We start from the raw sequence: 20,331 nt of genomic DNA on the forward strand, positions 1-20,331 counted from the left end.
CTTTCCGGGGATAGACGAGCGATCCGTTGACGTGCGCGCGGCGTTTTTGCACGTCAGCACCCTGGGGGCGCGACGTATTTCACGCACATGGGTGAATGGCACAGCTGCCCTGGGCCGCCGGACCGGCCGAAATCACCCCTTATATTCTGCAGATTTGCCTCTAGCGTTCACCCGCACGCGCATCGCGTGCCAGGACTGTTCGTCGCTTTCCCTAAGATCACGGCGTCACCGGCGGCGGAAGCACTTTTCGCGTGCCATCACCTGCAAGGCGTCTTTGCCGCCCCCTTTTTCTTGTGCACCGGGAGAACTCTGTGTCTGTGGCCCCCACGACCTCTGACAGGCCCGCCGTGGCGATCGTGGGCCTCTCGTGCCGGTTGCCGGGCGGCGTCGATGGGCCGCAGGACCTGTGGGCGGCGCTGGAGGGAGGACGTGACCTGGTGGGTGAGGTCCCGCCGGACCGGTTCGATCCCGAGCGGTTCGTCGACACCCAGCGGCGCAGGAGCAACAAGAGCTACACGGCGGCGGGCGGATTCCTCCAGGACGTGACCGGTTTTGACAACGGCTACTTCCAGCGGGTCTCACCGCGCGAGGCGGCGCGCATGGATCCGCAGCACCGGCTGCTGCTGGAGATGGCGGTCGAGGCCCTGGACGACGCCGGCATCGACCAGACCGCCACCGCCGGGTCGGATACGGCAGTGTTCGTCGGCATGTCCAGTCACGACTACGCCGACTTGCAGTCCACCGGCGGTGATGCCCCCAACGCGTACTCGATGGCTGGTCTGGCCGCGACCAACGCCGCCAATCGCATCTCCCATCTGCTCGACTGGCACGGGCCGAGCATGGCGGTGGATACCGCCTGCTCCTCGGCCCTGACCGCCCTGCACCAGGCGTGCGAGACGCTGCGTGCGGGCCGAGCGCGTATGGCTCTGGCGGGTGGAGTGAGCGTCCTGCTCAGTCCGTTCGGTTTCACCGGCTTCTCGGCCGCCTCCATGCTGTCGCCGACCGGTCGCTGCCGTGTCTTCTCGGCTGAAGCCGACGGCTACGTGCGTGCGGAGGGCGGCGGCGTCGTGGCCCTCAAGCTCCTGTCCGATGCGCTCGCCGACGGTGACCGCATTCACGGAGTGATCCTGGCGAGTGGCGTCAACAGCGACGGCAGCACCACCGGGCTGGCACTCCCCAGCGCCCAGGCACAAGCAGCGTTGCTGGAGCAGGTCTACGCCCAGGCCGGCGTGAGCGCCGACGACCTGTCCTATCTGGAGGCCCACGGTACGGGAACACCGGTGGGCGACCCGATCGAGTGCGACGCCATCGGCCGGGCCCTGGGCACCCGCCGCACGATCGGGCCGCTGCCGATCGGATCGGTCAAGAGCAACACCGGTCACCTGGAGGCCGCATCCGGCATGGCCGGACTGGTGAAAGCCCTCCTCGTCCTGCGTCACCGCCGCATCCCGCCGACCCTGCACGCGCAGCCGCTCAGCCCTCACATCGACTTCGAGGGCTGGCAGCTCGATCCGTGCACCGACGCCAGGTCCCTTACCGGGCAGCGCCCCGTGGTCGGCGTCAACTCCTTCGGCTTCGGGGGTTCCAACGCCCACGTCGTCCTCGCCGCCGCGCCCGTAGTGCCCGTCAACAACCCGAGCGAGCCCCCCAAGGACGTGCTGCCGGTAGTGGTCTCGGCCCGCACCCCGGAGGCACTGGAGGCCGCGGCCGCCCGCATGGCTCAGCGGCTGCAGGAGGAGGCCCCCGAGGGGTTCTACGACGTCGCGTGGACGGCCGCACGTCGTCGTACCCTGCACCCGCATCGGGCCGTGGTCCTGGCTTCCGGTGCCCGCCAGGCAGCCGAAGCGCTGCAGGCCGTCGGCCAGGGGGCATTGCCCCTGCCGGCCGCCACCGCCACGGGACAGGCGGTGGCGGAGGGCCGGGTGGTGTTCGCCTTCAGCGGTAACGGCTCCCAGTGGGCGGGCATGGGAGCGGACCTGCTGCGCGAGGAACCCGTTTTCAGGGCAGCGGTCGACCGGGTCGATGACGCGCTCCGACCCCATCTGGGCTGGTCGGTGCGTGAGGAGATGACCGCCGCCGACCCCACGCGCATCGAGGCCACCGAGATCGCCCAGCCGCTGCTGTTCGCCTTCCAGATCGCTCTGGGGGAACTGCTCACGGTCCGCGGCATCCGCCCGGCCGCGGTTGTGGGCCACAGCGTCGGCGAGATCGCCGCCGCCCACATCGCCGGCGCTCTCGACCTGCCTGCCGCCGCCCGGGTGGTGGCCGAACGCAGCCGTGCGCAGGCAGCCACGCGCGGCCGAGGCCGCATGGCCGCAGTCGGCCTGTCCGCGGAGGAGGCGACCAAGGAACTCGCCCCCTACGCCGGCGCTCTGGAGATCGCCGCCGTCAACGGCGACCAGGACGTCACCATCTGCGGTCCCGAGGAACACCTCCAAGCCCTGGGCGCCGACCTGGAGCTGCGCGCGGTCTTCTTCCGCATGCTGGAGCTGGACTACGCCTTCCACAGCCAAGCCATGGACCCCGTACAGGACGGCCTGCTCGCGTCCCTGGAGGGGCTGCGCCCTGCCGCCACCGCTGTTCCTTTCGTCTCGACGGTCACCGGCACCGTCTGCCCGGGCGAGGAGCTCGGAGGCCACTACTGGTGGCGCAACGTCCGCGAGCCCGTACTGTTCGGACCGGCTCTGCATACGTTGCTCGATGACGGTTTCGACATCTTCGTCGATATCGGTCCTCACCCCGTCCTGCGGCCGTACTTGCGTAAGGCGGTCAAGGGCTTGGAACAGCCTGTGCTGGTCACGGCTACCTGCGCCCGGGCCGTGCCGGGGCCCGCCGCTGTCGACACCGCGGCGGCCCAGGTGCTGGCCGCAGGCGCTCACATCCAGTGGGACGTCTTCTTCCCGCAGCCCGGATGCACGACCGACTTGCCGGCCTATCCCTGGCAGCGCGAGCGGCAATGGCACGGTGACCCTCAGTGGTGGCTGCGCGTAGCTGGTGAGACCACCCCCGTGCAGCACCCCTTGCTGGGGGCACGCGTCCCCGTGCAGCAGCCCTGCTGGTCCAACCTGGTAGAGCCCACCCGGTTGCCGTGGCTGGCCGACCACCAGGTCGCAGGCTCCGCCGTCATGCCTGCCGCCGCCTACCTGGAGATGGCCCTCGCCGCAGGCGGCCTCGTCCACGATGCCCCCGTCGAGGTCAACCATCTCCTCATCACCCGTGCTCTCGATCTGCCCTGGGATGACGAGGCCGCCGACGTGCGCGTACAGGTCTCGCTCAGCGACGGCGACCAGGCACTGACGATCGCCGCACGTACCGGCGACGACCTGCCGTGGCAGCCCTACGCCCGGGCCCGCGTGCGGCGTCTGCTGGCCGCCGCGCCACCCTCCGTCGACCTCGCCGCCCTGCGCTCGCGCCTGCACACCCGCATGGACGTCACCGAGCACTACGCCCGGGCCCGGCGCGCCGGCCTCGTGTACGGCCCTGCCTTCCAGGTCCTGACGGAGCTGCAGCTGCACGAGGGGGAAGCCCTCGCCTCCTACACCCTGGGCGAACCCGCCGACGGCTACCACGTCCACCCGGCGCTCCTGGACGGCGCACTCCAGGCAGGCGGTTGCCTGACCGGCGTCAACGGCGAGTACCTGCCGTTCTTGCCGGTGGCCGTCGAAGCCTTGCGCCTGTGGCGCACTCCGCCGCAGAGCGGAATGATCCACGTACGCCTGCGGGAGAACAACCCCCAGGAAACGTGCTGGGACATCACCCTTTCCGACGCAGACGGCCAGGTCTGCCTCCAGCTCACCGGCTGCCGGCTGCGCCGCATGGGCCATACCCCCACCGAACCCGTGCAGCACCTCGCCAACGTGCTGCGCGCGGCTCCAGGGACCGCCGACCCGGCACTGTCCAGCCTCCTGCCCTCACCCACCGCCTTGGCGCAGGCGTGTCTGCCCTACCGCGACCGTCTGGAGGAGACCTGGCGCGAGGAGGGGCACAAAGCCGGACTGCAGCGTCTACGTGAGTGCTGTGCGCGCCTGATCGCCGAGGCGTTCGCCCAGCTGCTGCCGGAAGGGCAGAGCGAGTTCGACACCGGTGATCTGGTGGCAGGCGGCATGCAGCCCCGCCACACCCGTCTGGCCGAGCTGCTCGCCCATGCCACCCGCGGCCTGCTGCACCCGACCCAGCCGGCCGGAGAAGGCCGCCCTGCCCGTTGGCGCCTTCCCGACACCGACGGCCCTCCGGCGCTGGAGCTGTTCCAGCAACTCGTACGCGACTTCCCCCGGCATGCGGTCGAGGCCTCCCTGTTCGGCCGGTGCTGCCTGCACCTGGCCGATGTCCTGCGCGGCAAGCGCGATCCGCTGACGCTGCTCTTCGACGAACCCGACCGCCATCTGATCGAGTACTTCTACAGCGACGCCGTCCAGCCCCGCTTCCACAATCAGCTGCTGCTCGCCCTGGTACGCGAACAGGTCCGCACCTGGCCCGAGGACCGGCCGCTGCGCATCCTGGAGGTCGGTGCCGGTACCGGCAGCAGCACCGCCCTGCTCCTGCCGCACCTGCCGCCCGAGCGCACCGCCTACACCTTCACCGACCTGTCCGCCGGCTTCTTCCCCTCCGCCAAGGCGCGCTTCGCCGACTTCGACTTCGTCGACTACCGCTGCCTGGATCTGAACCAGGACCCGGCAGAGCAGGGCTTCACCGCGGGCTCCTTCGACGTGGTGATCGCCACCAACGTCCTGCACGCCACCCGAGACCTGCGCGCGACGCTCGCCCGCATCACTCACCTCCTTGCCGACGGCGGACAGCTCCTCGCCCACGAGACCCACGAACCCGGTCTGCTGGCCCCCTGCTTCGGCACCCTCGAGGGATTCTGGGACTTCACCGACGCCCCGTTGCGCCAGGACTCCCCTCTGCTGCCGGGGCAGGCATGGGCACCCCTGCTGCGCGAGTGCGGCTTCGACGAGGTCGCCCAACTCGGACATGACCAAGCCTTGTCGGAACTCGAGTACTCGGTGCTCTGCGCCCGCCGCGCACCCCGCTCCCCCGCCCTCCCCGTCCCCCTCGCGCCGCCCGCCTCCCCGGACGCGCGCTGGCTGCTGGCTGGGGAGAAGCCCGACGGCGACCTGCTGCGTGACCTCGTCGTCGTTCTCCTCGAGGCGGGCGCCGACGTCCGCGTCGCCGGTCTGGACCAGACGCCTCGGCACTGGGCGCAGGTCGCGGGGGAACAGCAGCCCCCGCACACGGTCCTGGTCTTCGACGCCGATTCCGGCGACAGCCCCGCCGACATGTGCGACCAGGCCGTCGCCCGACTCGGTGTGCTGCGGGACCTCGCCGAAACCGGCTCCAACCTGCCGGCCGGGGCCGCAGCCAACCTGTGGATCGTTACCCGACCCAGCGGCATCCACCCCGCCCCCGAACGGCCGGGCGCTCCTGAGGACGCAGCACTGTGGGGCGCTACCCGCTCCCTGGCGAACGAGATCCCCCAACTGACCATCCGGCGTATCTCCCTGGACGCCGGGGCCTGGCCCGCCGACGACGCGCAGCGCCTGGCGGCCGAACTGCTCCAGCCCACCGACGAGGACGAGGTCGTCCTGACCCGCAGTGGGCGCTTCGTCCCGCGCACCGTTCCCCGGCCCGCTTCCACCACCGCACCCGAGGCCTCCAGCTCAACGCCCTTCACGCTGCGCCTGCACGACGCCGGCCTGCGCCCCCGGCTCACCTGGACCCCGGACCGGCCGCAGCAGCCCGCCGCCGACGAGGTCACCATCGCCGTCGCAGCGGCCGCCCTCAACTACCGCGACGTCATGCTCGCCGTTGGCCTCCTGCCCCCGGGCGCGGAGACCCCGCTGCCAGATGGGCCCGCTCTGGGCCTGGAATGCGCCGGCACGGTCACCGCAGTCGGCACCGACGTCACCCACCTGGCGCCGGGCGACCGCGTCTACGCGCTCGCCCCTCGCAGCCTCAGCTCCCACGTGACCGTCAACGCCCGCCTCGTGGGGACCATCCCCGACGGCATGACATTCACCGAAGCCGCCACCCTGCCGGTGGTCTACTTCACCGTCCACCACGCCCTCGAACGCCTCGCGCGTCTCCAGGCCGTCGAGACCGTCCTTGTCCACGGTGCAGCCGGCGGCATCGGCCTCGCCGCCCTCCAGCTCGCCCAAGCCCGCGGCGCCCACGTCATCGCCACCGCCGGCACCCCCGCCAAACGCGACCTGCTGCGCATGCTCGGCGTCCGCCACGTCCTGGACTCCCGCACCCTGGACTTCGCCGAGCACGTCCGCGACCTCACCGGCGGGCAGGGCGTCGACGTCGTCCTCAACTCCCTGGCGGGAGAGGCCATCAGCCGCACCCTGGAACTCCTGCGCCCGGGCGGACGCTTCCTGGAACTCGGCAAGCGCGACATCTACACCTCCACCCCCCTGGCGCTGCGGCCCTTCAGCAACAACATCGCCTTCTTCGGCGTGGACGCATACCAGCTCATCTCCGGCCGCCTGCCCCAGGCCGGGACCTGCTTCGACGAAACAGCCCAGCTCATCGCGGACGGAACCTACCGCCCCTTGCTGCACCTGGCCTACCCGGCCACCCGGATCAGCGAGGCACTGCGCGTCCTGCAACGCTCCCGCCACCTCGGCAAGGTCGTCATCACCTTCGAGGAGCAACCTCCCCTGGAGCGCATCGACCCGCCCCTGCAGCTCTCCCCACACGCCACCTACCTGGTCACCGGCGGACTCAGCGGCCTGGGAGCAGCCCTCGCCCACCGTCTCGTCGACCACGGCGCACGCCACCTCGCCCTCCTGGGCCGCCGAGGCGCCGACACCCCCGACGCCTCCCAGCTCATTCAGGCGCTCGCCCAGCGCGGCGCCACCGCCACAGCCCACACAGCTGACGTCACCAGCGAAGAGGACCTGCGCCGGACACTCGCCACCATCGACACCAATGCCTTCCCTCTGGGTGGCGTGATTCACGCGGCGATGGTCCTGGACGACGCGCCGCTGGCCGAACTCACCGAGGAACGTCTGCGCACCGCTCTGGAGCCCAAGATGCTCGGAGCGGCCACCCTGGACGCGCTCACCCGCGAGGGCGACCTCCACCTGTTCGCGACCTGTTCGTCGGTCACCGCCTGGTTCGGCAATGCCTACCAGGCCAACTACACCGCCGCCAATGCCTACCTCGAAGCACTCACCCGCGCCCGGCGCGCCGCCGGCCTGCCCGGCACGACCATGGCCTGGGGCGCTGTCGGCGACACCGGTTACGCCGCCCGCCACGGCATCACCGACATGCTCGCCCGCCTCGGCCTGGACAACCTCACCCCCGCCGAGGCCTGCACCGCCCTCACGGACGCCCTCGCCCAGGACACCGACGTCACCGCCGCCGCCAGGATCGACTGGGCCCGCATCCGCAGCATGATGCCGGCCGTGCAGACCCCCCGCCTCGCCGGTCTCATCCCCCTCCACACCCCCCAGGACGACGGACCCGACCAGCTACGCCACCGCCTCGCCACCGCCACCCCCGACGAAGCACTCACCCTGGCGGCCGACGCCATCACCCAGGTATTGGCCGAGATCCTGCAGACCGACCCCGCCCGCCTCGACCGCGACCGCCGCCTGGACCAGCTCGGCCTGGACTCCCTGATGGCCGTCGAAGCCGTCGTCGCCGCACGCCGCCGCCTGGGCTGCGAACTGCCGACCCTGGAATTCCTCAACGCCCAGGGCATCACCGACCTGGCCCGCCGCGCCCTGATCCGCCTCGGCCACCAGACCCCCACCGTCCCGGCGCCGGCCACGCCCAGTTCAACCGCGCCGGCTCTGCCCGTGCCGCACCCCGCCGGGCCCGCACTGAGCACTCCCACTCCCTGATCTCACCGACCCGTACACCTGTAGTAGAGAGGCCGACCGTGATGTGCGAGCCACCCCTGCATCCCGACCGCTCGCACATCCCGGGCTCGCTGGCCGCGCTCGCCCGGTGGGCCGCACGCCGCAACCGGCTCGTCCTGGCCGCCGCCGCACTCTTCGTCGTCCTCACGGGTCTGCTGTCCGCCGGAGTCTCCGCAAACCTGAGCAGCGGCGGCTGGCTTGCCGAGAACACCCCGGCGGCGCAGGTGCGCAACCGGTTGGCGCACTCCCCCCACGGCGGTATGCCGCCCCTGTTGCTCCTCGCCCGCACCACCGGGTCCGTCGACGACCCGGCTGCCCGCACCGCCGGCACCCGACTTGCCGAGGATCTGCGCCAGGTACCCGGCGTCACCGGCGTCGACTCGTACTGGACGGGCCCTCTCAGCCCAACCACCGCCGCCCATACGCCACCGCCCCCGCCCGACCCACTGCTGCGCGCCACCGACGGGCACGCGGCCCTCATCGCCCTGTGGCTCGACGCGACAGAACACGTCCGGCACGACGCCACCGAACACGTCCTCGTCCACACTGCCCGCCCACACAGGCCCTTGGAGATCCAGACAACCGGCGAGGCCGTCGTCACCCGCGAGTTCCAACTGCACAGCGAACAGGACCTGCTGCGTACGGAACTCCTGGCCATGCCCATCACCCTCGTACTGCTCCTCCTGATCTTCGGCAGCATTGCGACGGCAGTCTTGCCCCTTGCCGTCGGCGCCGTCGCCATCACCGGCACCACCGCGATCCTGCGCGCCCTGACCACCGCCACCCCCGTCTCCACCTTCGCCCTCAGTCTCACCACAGCCGTCGGTCTGGCCCTGGCCGTGGACTACAGCCTTTTCCTCGTCGCCCGCTACCGCGAGGAGATCGCCGGCGGCTGTCCGCACCCCGAGGCCGTGATCACCGCCGTCCGCACCGCCGGTCGCACCGTCGCCGCCTCCGCCGGCGTCGTCGCCATCTCCCTGCTGGGTCTCCTGCTCTTCCCCATCCCGCTGATGCGCTCCCTTGGCATGGCCGGCATCAGCGTCGTCCTGCTGGCCGCCGCGGCGTCCCTGCTGATCGTCCCTGCGGCCCTCGCCTGCCTCGGCGAACGCCGGGCCGGGCGCGACTTCCTTGCTCGTCGCCGGCAGACCGCCCGGTCCGCGGCCCGCTGGCACAGCCTGGCGAGCGCCGTCATGCGCCGCCCGCTTGCCGTCCTCACGCTCACCGCGGCCCTGCTGGTCCTGCTCGCGCTGCCCTTCCGCGACGTGAACCTCGGCCTGAGCGACGAACGGGTGCTGCCCGCCGGCTCACCCGTCGTCACCGCCACGGAAGACCTGCGCACCGGCTTCCCCCAGGTAGGCACCGAGGTCGACGTCTTCCTGCCCGGCTGGCGCCCCGCCAGCCCAGACGATGCTGATCGCCTCGACGCCTACGCCCGACGCCTTTCCGAGCTGCCCGGCGTCCAGGGATTGCGTACCGCGACCGGCACCTACCTGGACGGCAAGTCCGTCGGCGCCCGCTGCGATCCCACCACTGAACTAGCTGCGTCCCGCCCCTGCGCCGGGGTACGGCGGTTCACCCTGCCCACCGGGACTTGGCTGGCCCTCAACTCCGCCCCCCGGCCCTACAGTGCCGCAGCTGCCCACGTCCTGCACACCATCCGTACTCAGCCAGCCCCCGCACCCGCCCTCACCGGCGGCGCCACGGCAGAACTCCTCGACACCCGCGACGTCACATTTCAGTGGCTTCCCGCAGCCCTGGCTGTTGTCGTTGTCGCAACCTTGGCCTTGCTGCTCGTCTTCACCCGAAGTCTCTTCCTGCCGCTCAAGGCCCTGGCGATCAATTCCCTTAGCCTCACGGCGACCTTCGGCGCGATGGTCTACGTCTTTCAGCAAGGTCATCTACGCCACTTGGTCGGTGCCTTTACCGTCACCGGCACCACTGACCTCGCGCTGCCGTTCATCGCGTTCTTCCTCGCGTTCGGCCTGTCGATGGACTACGAAATTCTGCTCCTGGCCCGCGTCAGCGAGGCGTACAACCGCTCCCGCGATACCGCCCGAGCGACAGCCGAGGGGCTGCAGGCCGCTGCGCCTCTGTTCACCGCTTCCGCCGCCGTAGTCCTCGTCGTCCTGCTGGCACTCGCGGCAACAGACGTGACCGACATCAAGATCATCGCTGTCACAGTGGCCCTGTCCGTCCTCTTGGACGCGGTGGTGATCCGCCCCCTGATGGTGCCGGCCGTCATCAAGCTGGCGGGAGCTGCCAACTGGTGGCTGCCGTCTGTCCTGCGGCGCCGTCTTCCCACGCCGGCGGCCTCGGAGCCTCTTGGGCACGACACCGTCGAGACAACCGCCTCCAAGCCCGCAACCGACGCATCCCTGGTCATCTGACCAGGCGCGCACGAGCCCCTAAAGGGTCCCATGCTCCGCTATGACCTCACTGGACGCACCGTCGTCATCACCGGCTCCACCGGCGGACTCGGCTCTGCAGTCGCCCATGCGTTGCGCTGCCGAGGCGCGCACCTCGCCCTCCTCGCCCGCGACGGGGCCGCTGTCGCCGCTCAGGCCGATGCGCTCGGCGGTTCCCGCGTCGCCTGGGCGGCGCAGGCGGACGTGACCGATCTCGACAGCGTCCGGTCGGCGATCGACCGCGCCGCCGCTCACTTCGGTCGCATCGACGTCGTCATCGCCAACGCCGGCATGAACGCCGTTGCCCCGATGGCCACCCTCAACCTCGAGGTTTTCGAACGCGTCGTCGACGTCAACCTGAGCGGAGTCTGGCGGACCTTCAAAGCCGCATTGCCGCACGTCGAGCGCCAACGCGGCTATCTGCTGGCCACCTCCTCCATGGCGGCCTTCGTGCACTCCCCGCTCCAGGCCCCTTACACGGCCAGCAAGGCCGGAATCTGGGCGATGTGCAACAGCATCCGTCTAGAAGTGCGGCACCTCGGCGTTGGCGTCGGGACCCTGCACCCCACATTCCTCAAAACGCCGATGCTGGACGCGATCCACGCGGATCCGGCAGGTCGGCGCCTATGGGGCGGAAACGAACGAGGGCTGTGGCGGATGTGCACCGTCGACAAGGCCGTGCGCAGCATCGTCTCAGGCATCGAACGCCGGGCGCAGACAATCACCCCGCACCGCGCCCACGCGATCGTCGCAGCAGCCCCCGGCTTCTTCCGGCCGTTCGTTGACCGGGTCGGGTTCACGACCAGGACCATCACCGAGGCCAGCGCTGCCGCCTCACCCAGCGGCGGCCTTACGCCCACACCCCAACCGGGAGATGTGAATTTGAGGAACAAAGCGCTGGATTTGAGGTAGTCGAGGGCAAGACTGTCCGGCTGTCTGAAGGCGAACCCGCGCGCAGGAGGCCCTGTAGAGCCCTCATCGACGCGCGGGTTGCGGCGCAAACAGGAACAGGAAGTCGCGAACTCGTTTACTTCCGCTTTCGATCTGCTCAGGCTGTCCGGGACGGACACCACCGGGTGGCCGTACCGGCGGCGCCGGGCCGCGCTGGAGTCCGTGTTCGCCGGCCGCCGTCTGTCGGCGCCGTGGACGCTGTGTGCCTGTGGCGGGCCGTCGACCAGGACGGCAACGTGCTGGACATCCTGGTGCAGAACCGGCGGGACAAGGCCGCGGCCAGGCGCTTCTTGCGCCGCCTGCTGGAGAAGACCGGTGCGGCGGCGCGGGTGGTCGTCACCGACAAGCTCCGCTCGTACGGCGCGGCCCTCCGCGAGGTCATGCCCTGCGTCGAGCACCGGCAGTCGAAGTACCTGAACAACCGGGCGGAGAACAGCCATCAACCAACCAGACAGCGCGAACAGGCGATGAAGGGCTTCCACAGCACCGGCGCAGCCCAGCGGTTCCTATCCGCATTCAGCGGCATCTCACCCCACTTCCGGTGCCGCCGCCATCTGATGCCAGCACACGACTACCGCGCCGAAATGACCGTCCGCTTCGCGGTCCGGGAGCAGATCGCCGGCGTCGCCAGCCCCGCCGCCAGAGACTGAGCACAGCCCGGAACCGGGCTCCACCAGGCCACGACGCACCCTCAGACACCTACCCACCCAACAACGTGACAGCGCCATGGCACTTCATCCCGTTCATTTGAGTGCTTGCGCCTGCTTTTGGGCTCCGTACCGCGAAGCCGCCCTCACGGATGCCGCAGGCACGAAGTCGCCGCCCGCGCCTCTTGCTGGCCGCGGCCTGCGGCTGCGCGATAAGGACGCTGCCGACTAGAGATGACCCGAGAAGGCGCGGAGATGATCCGCAAACGGAGCGTGTCAGGCGGAATACTGAGCGTGGACTGAAATGATCAGCCGCGGTCAACCAAGCGGGAGCACGCCGTTCAACGTCATCACACTGACGGTTCCGGCAGCCACCGCAGGAACGCCACCCAGATGCCGGCTCAAGGGAATAGGACACACGAGCCAAGGGTGGCGGCCACTCGCTTGGCCGGTCAGGCCCCTTTCGCGCTGTCAAAATCCCGGTAGGGAATGCTCCGGTGGGGCGTGGGCGAGGCGGGGGCGGCGAGGCCGGGTGGGCGTGACCGAGCACGGTATGGCCGAGCGTGCCGCTGCGGACGGGACGGGGCCGGGCGTGGCGGACCATGGCGTCCCGCGCGCCCGCGCGGTGACGGAGGACCGGCCGGGCGGGCGACAGTACGGCGCCGGTCTCGGCGGCCAGCGGCAAGGCGACGGGGTGGCGCGTGTGGTGCCGCGGCACGTGGCCTGCGTGATGGACGGCAACGGCCGTTGGGCGCAGCGGCGTTCGCTTCCCCGCACCGCTGGCCACCGGGCTGCTGAGAGCACCGTCATCGACATCATCGAGGCGGCCCGGGCCGCCGGCGTTGAGTGGCTGAGCCTGTACGCGTTCTCCACCGAGAACTGGAACCGTCCTGGCGCGGAGGTCGACTATCTGATGCGTCTGGTCCGCCGGGTCGTGCGCAAGCACGCGCCGCTGCTGCTGGCCCGGGGCATCCGCTGCCGTTTCCTGGGGGTCGCCGACCCGCGTATCCCCCATGTGCTGGCCCAGGATTTCGAGGACCTGGCGACGCTGACCGCCGACAACCGGGGGATGACGCTGACCGTTGCCTTCGACCACGGGGGGCGCCGGGACATCGTGGAGGCCGCAAGGTCGCTGATCCGCAGCAAGACGCCGGCCGATGAGGTGACCGAACGGCTCTTCGCGGACCACCTGCCGTTCCCCGACACCCCCGACGTGGACTTGGTCATCCGTACCTCCGGCGAGCAGCGCATCTCCAACTTCATGCTCTGGCAGGTCGCCTACGCCGAGTGGGTCTTCCCCGAGGTGCTCTGGCCGGACTTCCGGGCCCCCGACTTCCTCGCCTGCCTGCACACCTACCGGCGCCGCGACCGCCGCTTCGGCGGCGTGCCGCCCCTGACCGACGGAGACCATGCCTGTTCGTTGCCTGCCGAGGTGGCCAGCGGGATGAACACGGCCGCCTTGCCCAGCGCGGTCAGCTCGGCGAGCGTGCCCGCCCCGCTGCGCGAGATCACCACGTCCGCGAGGGCCAGGACATCCGGCAGCTCCGGTCCGACGAACCCGCTCACGTAGTAGCGGCCCGCGCTCTGGGCCGGGAGGGACGCTGCCCGCTGCCGCATGCCTTCGACGTGGTCGGGCCCGCACTGGTGGTGGATGACGTTGGCGTACTCCAGCAACCACGGCAGGACCTCGGACACGACCGTGTTGATCTGCTGAGCACCCTGGGCGCCACCGGTGACGTACACGGTGGGCCGCCGGCCGTCGAAACCCCGCAGACCCAGTGCCTCGACCGCCTTCTGCCCGTGCCCGCTCAACACCTCGGGCCGTACCGGATTCCCGGTCACCACGGCGATGGAGCGTGCTTCCTCGGACAGCAGCTCCAACGTCGATTCCGAGGAGACCGCGATCCGCGTCGCCGACCCGGCCAGCTTGCGATTGGCCAGGCCCAGCCGCACCGTCTGCTCGTGCAGCACCAGCGGCCGCCCGCACATCCGCGCCGCGAGCCCGGCCGGAACGGCTACATAGCCCCCGGTCGCCAGCACCACGTCCGGACGGAATGCCGCGATCGCCTTGCGTGCCTGCGCCACGCCCAACGGCACCCGAGCCATGTCCCGCACGTTGGCGGCCGACAGCATCTTCAACGGATTCGACGACCGGCGGATCTTGCCCGTGGCAACCGGGGTGAACGGGATCCCTTCGGCGGGAGCAACTCGGGCCTCCAGCCCGCTCTCCGTACCGATCCACAGCACCTCCAGCACCCGCCCGGACCCCGCGAGCCGGTCCCGAAGCGCCCGGATGGCGGTCAGCGCCGGGTAGGTGTGCCCACCGGTCCCACCACCCGTCACAGTCAACCGGAAAGCAGGCAGCGCACCCTCATGAGTGCTGTTCACCAACGGAGATCCCATCTGGTCTGTGCGGAGACTCGCTCGTACCGTAGCGGACCCCCAGCACACGGGTACTGATGATCAATACGGCTACCGTAGGGGTCCCTGCGATCACTGACGGGCCATACCGCACCCCAGCGCGGCAGCAGCCGTTCCCCCCCAAGCCACGTCCAACCGTCCGTCGGCTCACACTCGCGCGCCGGCACTGGCGCAATGCCAACGCCCGCATCCGCAGCGAGAGAGGCATCCGGCCGGCCGCGGTGGGGCGTCGTCGCGCCTCCTTGTGAAGGCAGGCGGCGGGTCCCTCTGGTCGCGAGTAGTGCCTCCCGTCTGCGGAGAGGAAACGGGAAACAGTGCCATTTGCCTTGTCCGTCCAGTCAGGGGTGCCGCACTCTTTCGTGCAGCACCCCTCGTGCACCTGGGTGGACGGTCCTGGAGGTTTTCCGTGCTTCTGCCGTCCAGCGAGTTCGGCGAAGAGCTGAGGAAGCGGCGCTTGGACGCCGGATTGAGTCTCACAGCGTTGTCGGCCGTCGTGCACTACAGCAAGGCGCAGTTGAGCAAGGTCGAACGAGGCATTGCAGCGCCCAGCCGTGATCTGGCTCGGTTGTGCGACGCCGCCCTCCGCGCCGGCGGAGCGTTGATCGCTTTGGTCGCCCCGCCCGTTACTGACGTGCCGAAGGAACCGGCTCCATATGGGGTCAATGAGGAGGAGTGGGTGATGCGGCTGTCACCGGATGGTTCGAGTGGGTTTCAGCCCGTGGGTCGGCGGCAGGTCGTCGGCGCCGGGGCAGCCTCGTTGATGAGCTGGCGTACGGGCGGCCAGGGCCGCGTATCGTCTTCTAGTGGCGTGGGGATGCTGGATGCATCCCGTTCGCTGTTCACGCACTACCGGCGACTCGGCCAGAGCGTTGAGCCCGGCTTTCTGCTGCCCGGGCTGATAGCGCAGACGCATACGTTGCGGGAGTTGTCCTCGCATGTGGATTCCGGTACCCGCCAGGAGTTGCTGGCGCTGGGCTCCCGGTATGCCGAGTATGTCGGCTGGCTGGTGCAGGAGACGGGTGACGAGCAGGCGGCGCTGTGGTGGACGCAGCGTGCGGTGGATCTTGCTGCAGCTGGTGGCGACCGGGCACTGGCCGGGTATGCGCTGGTCCGGCGGGCCCTGGTCACGCTGTATCAGGACGATGCCGAGCAGACCGTTGCTCTGGCACGTCGGGCGCAGAGCGGCAGGCTCCCGCCGCGGATCCGGGGTCTTGCCGCGCAGCGTGAGGCCCAGGGGCACGCTCTGTCCGGCGATGGTGATGCGTGCATGCGTGCTCTGGACCGGGCCCGGACACTGCTGGCCGTCCAGGAAGGCGAGGGTGAGGCGCCGGTGATCGGCAGCATGCATTTGCCTGACTCGGTTGGCATGATCACCGGGTGGTGTCTGTTCGACCTCGGCCAGGTGCGGAAGGCAGCCGAGGAATTGGACTGTCAACTCGCGCTGGTCTCGCCTGATGCGGTGCGCACCCAGGTGCGCTACGGCATACGTCGGGCGTTGGCTTATGCGTCGCACGGTGAGATAGACCACGCCTGCGCACTGGTGGCGCCGCTGCTCGATGGGGTGGTGGCCGTTCGGTCGGCGACTGTGACGATCGACCTCCGTCGCCTCTCCCGGGTCCTGGCCCGGCATTCCGGCCACGCCGTGGTGCGCCGGCTGGAGCCACGCTTGGCAGTGCTGTCCCGACTTCCGGTCTCCTGAGAGGAATCTGGCATGCCCGATGTGTTCATCAACTACCGGACAGGGGACGGCAATGACATCGCTGCCCTGATCGACAACGAGCTTGCCAACCGTTTCGGCAAGGACCGGGCGTTTCGCGCCTCGCGGTCCATTTCTCCGGGCTCCGCCTACCCCGAGGCGCTCCTGGCGAGCGTGCGACGCAGTGCTCTGGTGCTGGCGGTCATCGGGGCCGATTGGCTCAACTTCCAGTCCCGGTTGGGCGATCCGGAGGACTGGGTCCGCAAGGAGATTGTGGAGGCGTTCGCCTGCGGAGTGCCGGTGGTGCCCGTCCTCGCAGGCAGGGGGACGGAACGCCTGCGCAAGGAGAGACTGCCGCAGGAGCTGGCGAGGCTGGCCGAGCTGCAGTCCGTGCGGCTGGACACGCAGAACGCAGAAGCGGACTTGAAGCGGCTGGGTGACCTGGTAGCCGAGATGGTTCCCGAGCTGTACGACCTCGAGCACGCCGAAGTACCGGCGGCTGGTCCAGGCTCCGTGTCCAACTCGGCCGGCGCCGTCAGCGGAACGGCGGTGCAGAGCCGGGACTTCACCGGAGACGTGGGCAACACCGTGATCAAAGGATCGACCGGTCCCGTGCACTCCGGCCAGGGAAACATCTACCAGAACTCGCGCCACGTTTCGGGTGATCGGCACTATTCGGGCGACGGCATGACGAACATCGAGGGTGATCAGCGTGGTGACATCCACCACCGCTTCGGTGACTCGGGCCGGCCCGAGGACAACGAGCGGTGAGCGATACATTCACCGCACGCGTCGAGCAGCCCGGCGGCCCGGTGCATGCCGGCTTGGGCGACCTCTACAGCTACACCGTCAACATAGGCGCTGGGGACCAGGACGCGGCCGGCCGAAGTCCGCGCAGCGTCGCAGATGACCAGCTCCGCCTTGTCCGGCAGCAGTTCGTCGATCCCGCCGGGATGGGCATGGCACGCTGTGTCCTCGACGCCAGCAGTACCGTGATCCTGCACGGCGCTCCTGGCAGCGGCAGAACTGCGGCAGCGTGCGTCCTGCTGTATGAGGTTCACCAGGGCGCTGGTATCTTCCGCGAGCTTTTGCCCGGCGAGGAGGAGGGGGCACTCACCGATCCCGGCCTGGTCGGTGTCGGTGACCGGCTGCTGCTGAACCTTGCCGAGGCGGACGTCTCCCAATGGGCGCAGACGCGCAGGGACCTGTCTGCGCTGCGCAAGGCGGTGCAGGAACAGCAGGCTCATCTGGTGGTCGTCATGCCACATGACGGCGCCTTGGATTCTCACCTCCAGCCCTACCGGGCCGATATCGCGCGCCCGCCGGCCATCGAGGTCTTCCGGCGGCATCTGCGGCTCCACCGGATTCCGTATGAGGAGTACGGGCTTCCCGCCCCGGCGCTGGATGAATTCCTGGCAGAAGAGCCGTCGATGGAGGAGATCGCGCACTTCGCCGACCGCGTGCGTCGAGCCCGTGCGGCGTCTCCGGTTCCTGGCGGATTCGCCACCTGGTGCGAGCAGTCCCGCGACGCGCGCACGCAGTGGCGCAAGGAAGTCTCCGAACTCGTCGCGACATGGTGCACGGCTGACCAGCGGGCGCTGCAGTTTGCCACCGCCATGCTCCACGGCGCGCATGCTGACGTCATTCACCGAGGCGCCGCACTCCTGCTCAGCACCCTCAACACGCCGCGGGACGAGACGCCTCTGCTCGAAGGCAAAGATCTGGCCGAGCGCTTGAAGGAGATCGGTGCAGCAGCCGGGCCAGACGGCCGCGTGCGGTTCGCCAGGCTGGACTACGACGCGGCGGTCCGCGCCCACTTCTGGGACCACATGCCTGACCTTCGGCACCTGTTCGGCACCTGGACCGTCCAGAGTGCGGAGCTGGACGGTCCGCATATCACGCAGGACTTGCGCAAGAGACTGGTGAGCCGGCTCGCCGACCAGTACTTGCGCACCGGACGGGGAAATGATTTGGCATTCCTGGCGGAGGAGTGGAGCGCTGCGCCCACAAGCCGTGCCCGGCTGGAGGCTGCTGTAGATGCACTGGCCTGCGGTCTGAGCGACCCGCGCTACGGCCGAAGTCTGCGGATGCTCGTCTACTCCTGGTGTCGGGACAAGCAGCTGACGGGGAGCCTCGCGCATGTTCTCCTACGCGTCTGCACCGACGTGATCGCGCCCGCCCACCCCGACCAGGCTGTGACCCGCCTGCATCACTTGGCCCGCCGGGAGCGCGGCGCCACTCCCGCTCTCGATGCCTTGTGTCGCCTTGCCGTGACCAGTGCGCGGCTTCGCCGCCGCATGCTCGACCGTCTCACTTGTCATTCAACCGCACCGACCGTCGACGCCCGCCTCTTCTTGCGGATCTGCGACCCCGTGGCACTCACGGACCCAGCAGGCGCACCGCGCCCGCTGATCGACGAAAAGGGCGTCCAGGACTGCGTGGTAGCAGGCTGGGCGGAGGCGCTCGCCCGACTTCCGCAGCGGCACTGGCAGCCGTATGCCGAACGGTGGCTGCACACGGCCTGCACCGCCGACAACCATCGCGACCGGCTGCTCACTCTGCTGGTCGATGCCGCAGGCCGAAACGGCAGCACCCTCGCAGCGCTGTACTCGGTCGCCCGCGCCGCAGAGCCCACCGCCCCAGGAGGACGGGCATCCGGCGCCGCAACCACCGAAAACCTGCTCCAGAAGATCTCCACGGCCCAGGGCCTACGCCCACCGGCCCCACCCGCAACACCGAGGGGGACTACACGATGACCACCGGCCGCAAGACGACGACCATTTTCCTCACCGTCCTGTGTGCCCTGTTGCTGACCATCCTCGGCCTGGTGCAGGGGTGGCCCACATGGGCGTGGGCCGCCCTGGCCCTTGCTGTCGCCGGTGCTCCCGCTGCAGCCTTCAAGATCGCCGCGAAGCGCCGCGGTTCTCTACCCGCCGATTTCACGAACTTCCTCCCCGCCGCCCCGATCGAGCGCAGGGAACACCACGTCAGCCGCGTCGCACTGCCCAGCAGGTGGGACGACTACGACTTCGTTTTCTCCGCCACCGTACGGTGGCACCCCCTCGAAACCCACGGCGACGACCCCGTCATCAACCCGGCCGGCCTCGCCGTCGAAGCGGTGCTGGAGCGCGCCCGCACACTCACCGAACAACGGGAGCCCGGCCGGGCCTCACTCGTCCAGCACGAACTGAGCGGTGCCCTCAGCAGAATGCGCCCGGACCACACCGGACACCTCCAAGTCATGGCAGAAAACATCACGCTCACCTTGCACGAATCCGATCAGGAACGGCTGACCAAACTCGCTGAGGTCCGCAAGGACAAGGCGGTCTGGGAACACCAGCGCAAGTACGAGCAGAGCAAGCGCGAATACCTGGGCGACGACGTCCTCAAGGACACCGGCAGCGCGGTGGTCTGGTGGCTGGCCAAGAACGACAACCACATAGAGAAGACCGTGGCAGACCTCGGGCTCCTTGCCCAGCTCACCTCCGCAGCCAACGACACCGATATCCCCGAGCGGCTTCAGGGCCTCATCCCCACGGCCAGCGGGCCCTCTGCCCCTGCCGAACGGGAACCGACAGCGGCTGACCACTTCGAGGCCTTCCTCACCGGCATGGGCTTCACCAGCGGAGACGACCGACGGGGAATGCTCACCAAGCAGATCGCCGACGTCATCAGAACGCAGGACAAACACGAGACCGCCGATGAACTGCTGCGCCGCTACGACCCGCCATCAGCCTTCACCGCCCACCCGGACGAACCAGAACAGCCCAGATGACGCAGACGGCCGAAGACCCGGAGTCCGAGCCCTACTTGAAGGAGAACCATGGACAACGAGTTGGCCGCATTGACCGCATCGGGAGCGACCACCCTGGTCTCACTCATGGTCACCGATTCCTGGACGCACGCCCGCGAACTCCTGCGGCGGTTCCTCACACGCAACGATCCAAGCAACTCCACGATCACCGACCTGGATGCCGCCCGGACCCGGCTCCTCGCCTCCCGGTCCACGGGCCATCCGCACGGGGCCCGCGAGACCGTCGAACAGTGGGACGCATACCTACGACATCTACTGGAGGCCCGCGCCGTCTCCGGCACCGAACTACGCGAACTGCTCACGTCGTTGCAGCGCCTACAGAGCGAAGCGGCGCGGCCGGGCACCGTACACAACAACATCAACGGCGGAGTACAGCACGGCCCAGTCATCCAATCCGGCCAGATCACCGGACTCACCATCCACGCCCACCACCCCAACCCGCCACAAAACTGAACCACCACAGAGACCAAGTGGTATGCCCCGGTTCTGATGTAGTCGGGTTGCTGGACAATTGACCATCCAGCAGCCT

9 protein-coding genes and 2 pseudogenes are annotated in these 20,331 nt (G+C 69.5%); 10 read left to right on the forward strand and 1 reads right to left on the reverse strand.

Annotation, left to right across the window (positions count from 1 at the left end; all coding sequences use genetic code 11):
• Positions 1 to 311 precede the first annotated feature (311 nt).
• The 5 genes and pseudogenes from ACZ39I_RS36640 to uppS all read left to right on the forward strand — a co-directional run.
• Complete coding sequence (locus tag ACZ39I_RS36640; protein ID WP_467249348.1) at positions 312 to 7,850, forward strand: SDR family NAD(P)-dependent oxidoreductase; 7,539 nt, start codon at positions 312 to 314, stop codon at positions 7,848 to 7,850.
• A 41-nt stretch (positions 7,851 to 7,891) separates the two neighbouring features.
• Positions 7,892 to 10,255 (forward strand): MMPL family transporter, encoded by a 2,364-nt coding sequence (locus tag ACZ39I_RS36645; protein WP_467249350.1) that lies wholly within the window; start codon positions 7,892 to 7,894, stop codon positions 10,253 to 10,255.
• Between the two features lie 30 nt (positions 10,256 to 10,285).
• Positions 10,286 to 11,185: an SDR family NAD(P)-dependent oxidoreductase gene (locus ACZ39I_RS36650; RefSeq protein WP_467249352.1), complete on the forward strand. Its 900-nt coding sequence runs from the start codon at positions 10,286 to 10,288 to the stop codon at positions 11,183 to 11,185.
• A 245-nt stretch (positions 11,186 to 11,430) separates the two neighbouring features.
• A pseudogene (locus ACZ39I_RS36655) lies at positions 11,431 to 11,874 on the forward strand (IS6 family transposase); the annotation flags it as partial.
• A gap of 727 nt (positions 11,875 to 12,601) precedes the next feature.
• A pseudogene (uppS, locus tag ACZ39I_RS36660) lies at positions 12,602 to 13,279 on the forward strand (polyprenyl diphosphate synthase); the annotation flags it as partial.
• Here uppS and ACZ39I_RS36665 read toward each other — a convergent pair.
• The gene (locus ACZ39I_RS36665; protein WP_467249354.1) at positions 13,225 to 14,274 is read right to left on the reverse strand and encodes a UDP-N-acetylglucosamine--N-acetylmuramyl-(pentapeptide) pyrophosphoryl-undecaprenol N-acetylglucosamine transferase; all 1,050 of its coding nucleotides are present in this window, start codon (positions 14,272 to 14,274) and stop codon (positions 13,225 to 13,227) included. The pseudogene uppS and the gene ACZ39I_RS36665 sit on opposite strands and share 55 nt — an antisense overlap.
• A gap of 424 nt (positions 14,275 to 14,698) precedes the next feature.
• Between ACZ39I_RS36665 and ACZ39I_RS36670 the strand changes: the two genes are divergently transcribed.
• From ACZ39I_RS36670 to ACZ39I_RS36690, 5 genes are read left to right on the forward strand one after another with little or no spacing between them, the layout of a single operon-like run.
• Positions 14,699 to 15,991 carry a helix-turn-helix domain-containing protein gene (locus tag ACZ39I_RS36670; RefSeq protein WP_467249356.1) on the forward strand — a complete coding sequence of 431 codons (1,293 nt, stop codon included), beginning with the start codon at positions 14,699 to 14,701 and terminating at the stop codon, positions 15,989 to 15,991.
• Between the two features lie 12 nt (positions 15,992 to 16,003).
• On the forward strand, positions 16,004 to 16,759 hold the full coding sequence (locus tag ACZ39I_RS36675) for a toll/interleukin-1 receptor domain-containing protein (protein ID WP_467249358.1): 756 nt from the start codon (positions 16,004 to 16,006) through the stop codon (positions 16,757 to 16,759).
• On the forward strand, positions 16,756 to 18,744 hold the full coding sequence (locus ACZ39I_RS36680) for a hypothetical protein (protein ID WP_467249359.1): 1,989 nt from the start codon (positions 16,756 to 16,758) through the stop codon (positions 18,742 to 18,744). Before ACZ39I_RS36675 ends, ACZ39I_RS36680 begins: the two co-directional genes overlap by 4 nt.
• On the forward strand, positions 18,741 to 19,763 hold the full coding sequence (locus ACZ39I_RS36685) for a hypothetical protein (RefSeq protein ID WP_467249361.1): 1,023 nt from the start codon (positions 18,741 to 18,743) through the stop codon (positions 19,761 to 19,763). Before ACZ39I_RS36680 ends, ACZ39I_RS36685 begins: the two co-directional genes overlap by 4 nt.
• A 48-nt stretch (positions 19,764 to 19,811) precedes the next feature.
• Positions 19,812 to 20,255, forward strand: a complete 444-nt coding sequence (locus tag ACZ39I_RS36690) for a hypothetical protein (RefSeq protein WP_467249363.1) — start codon at positions 19,812 to 19,814, stop codon at positions 20,253 to 20,255.
• Positions 20,256 to 20,331: the final 76 nt, after the last annotated feature.

The organism is Streptomyces sp. NPDC024687, from assembly GCF_055559055.1.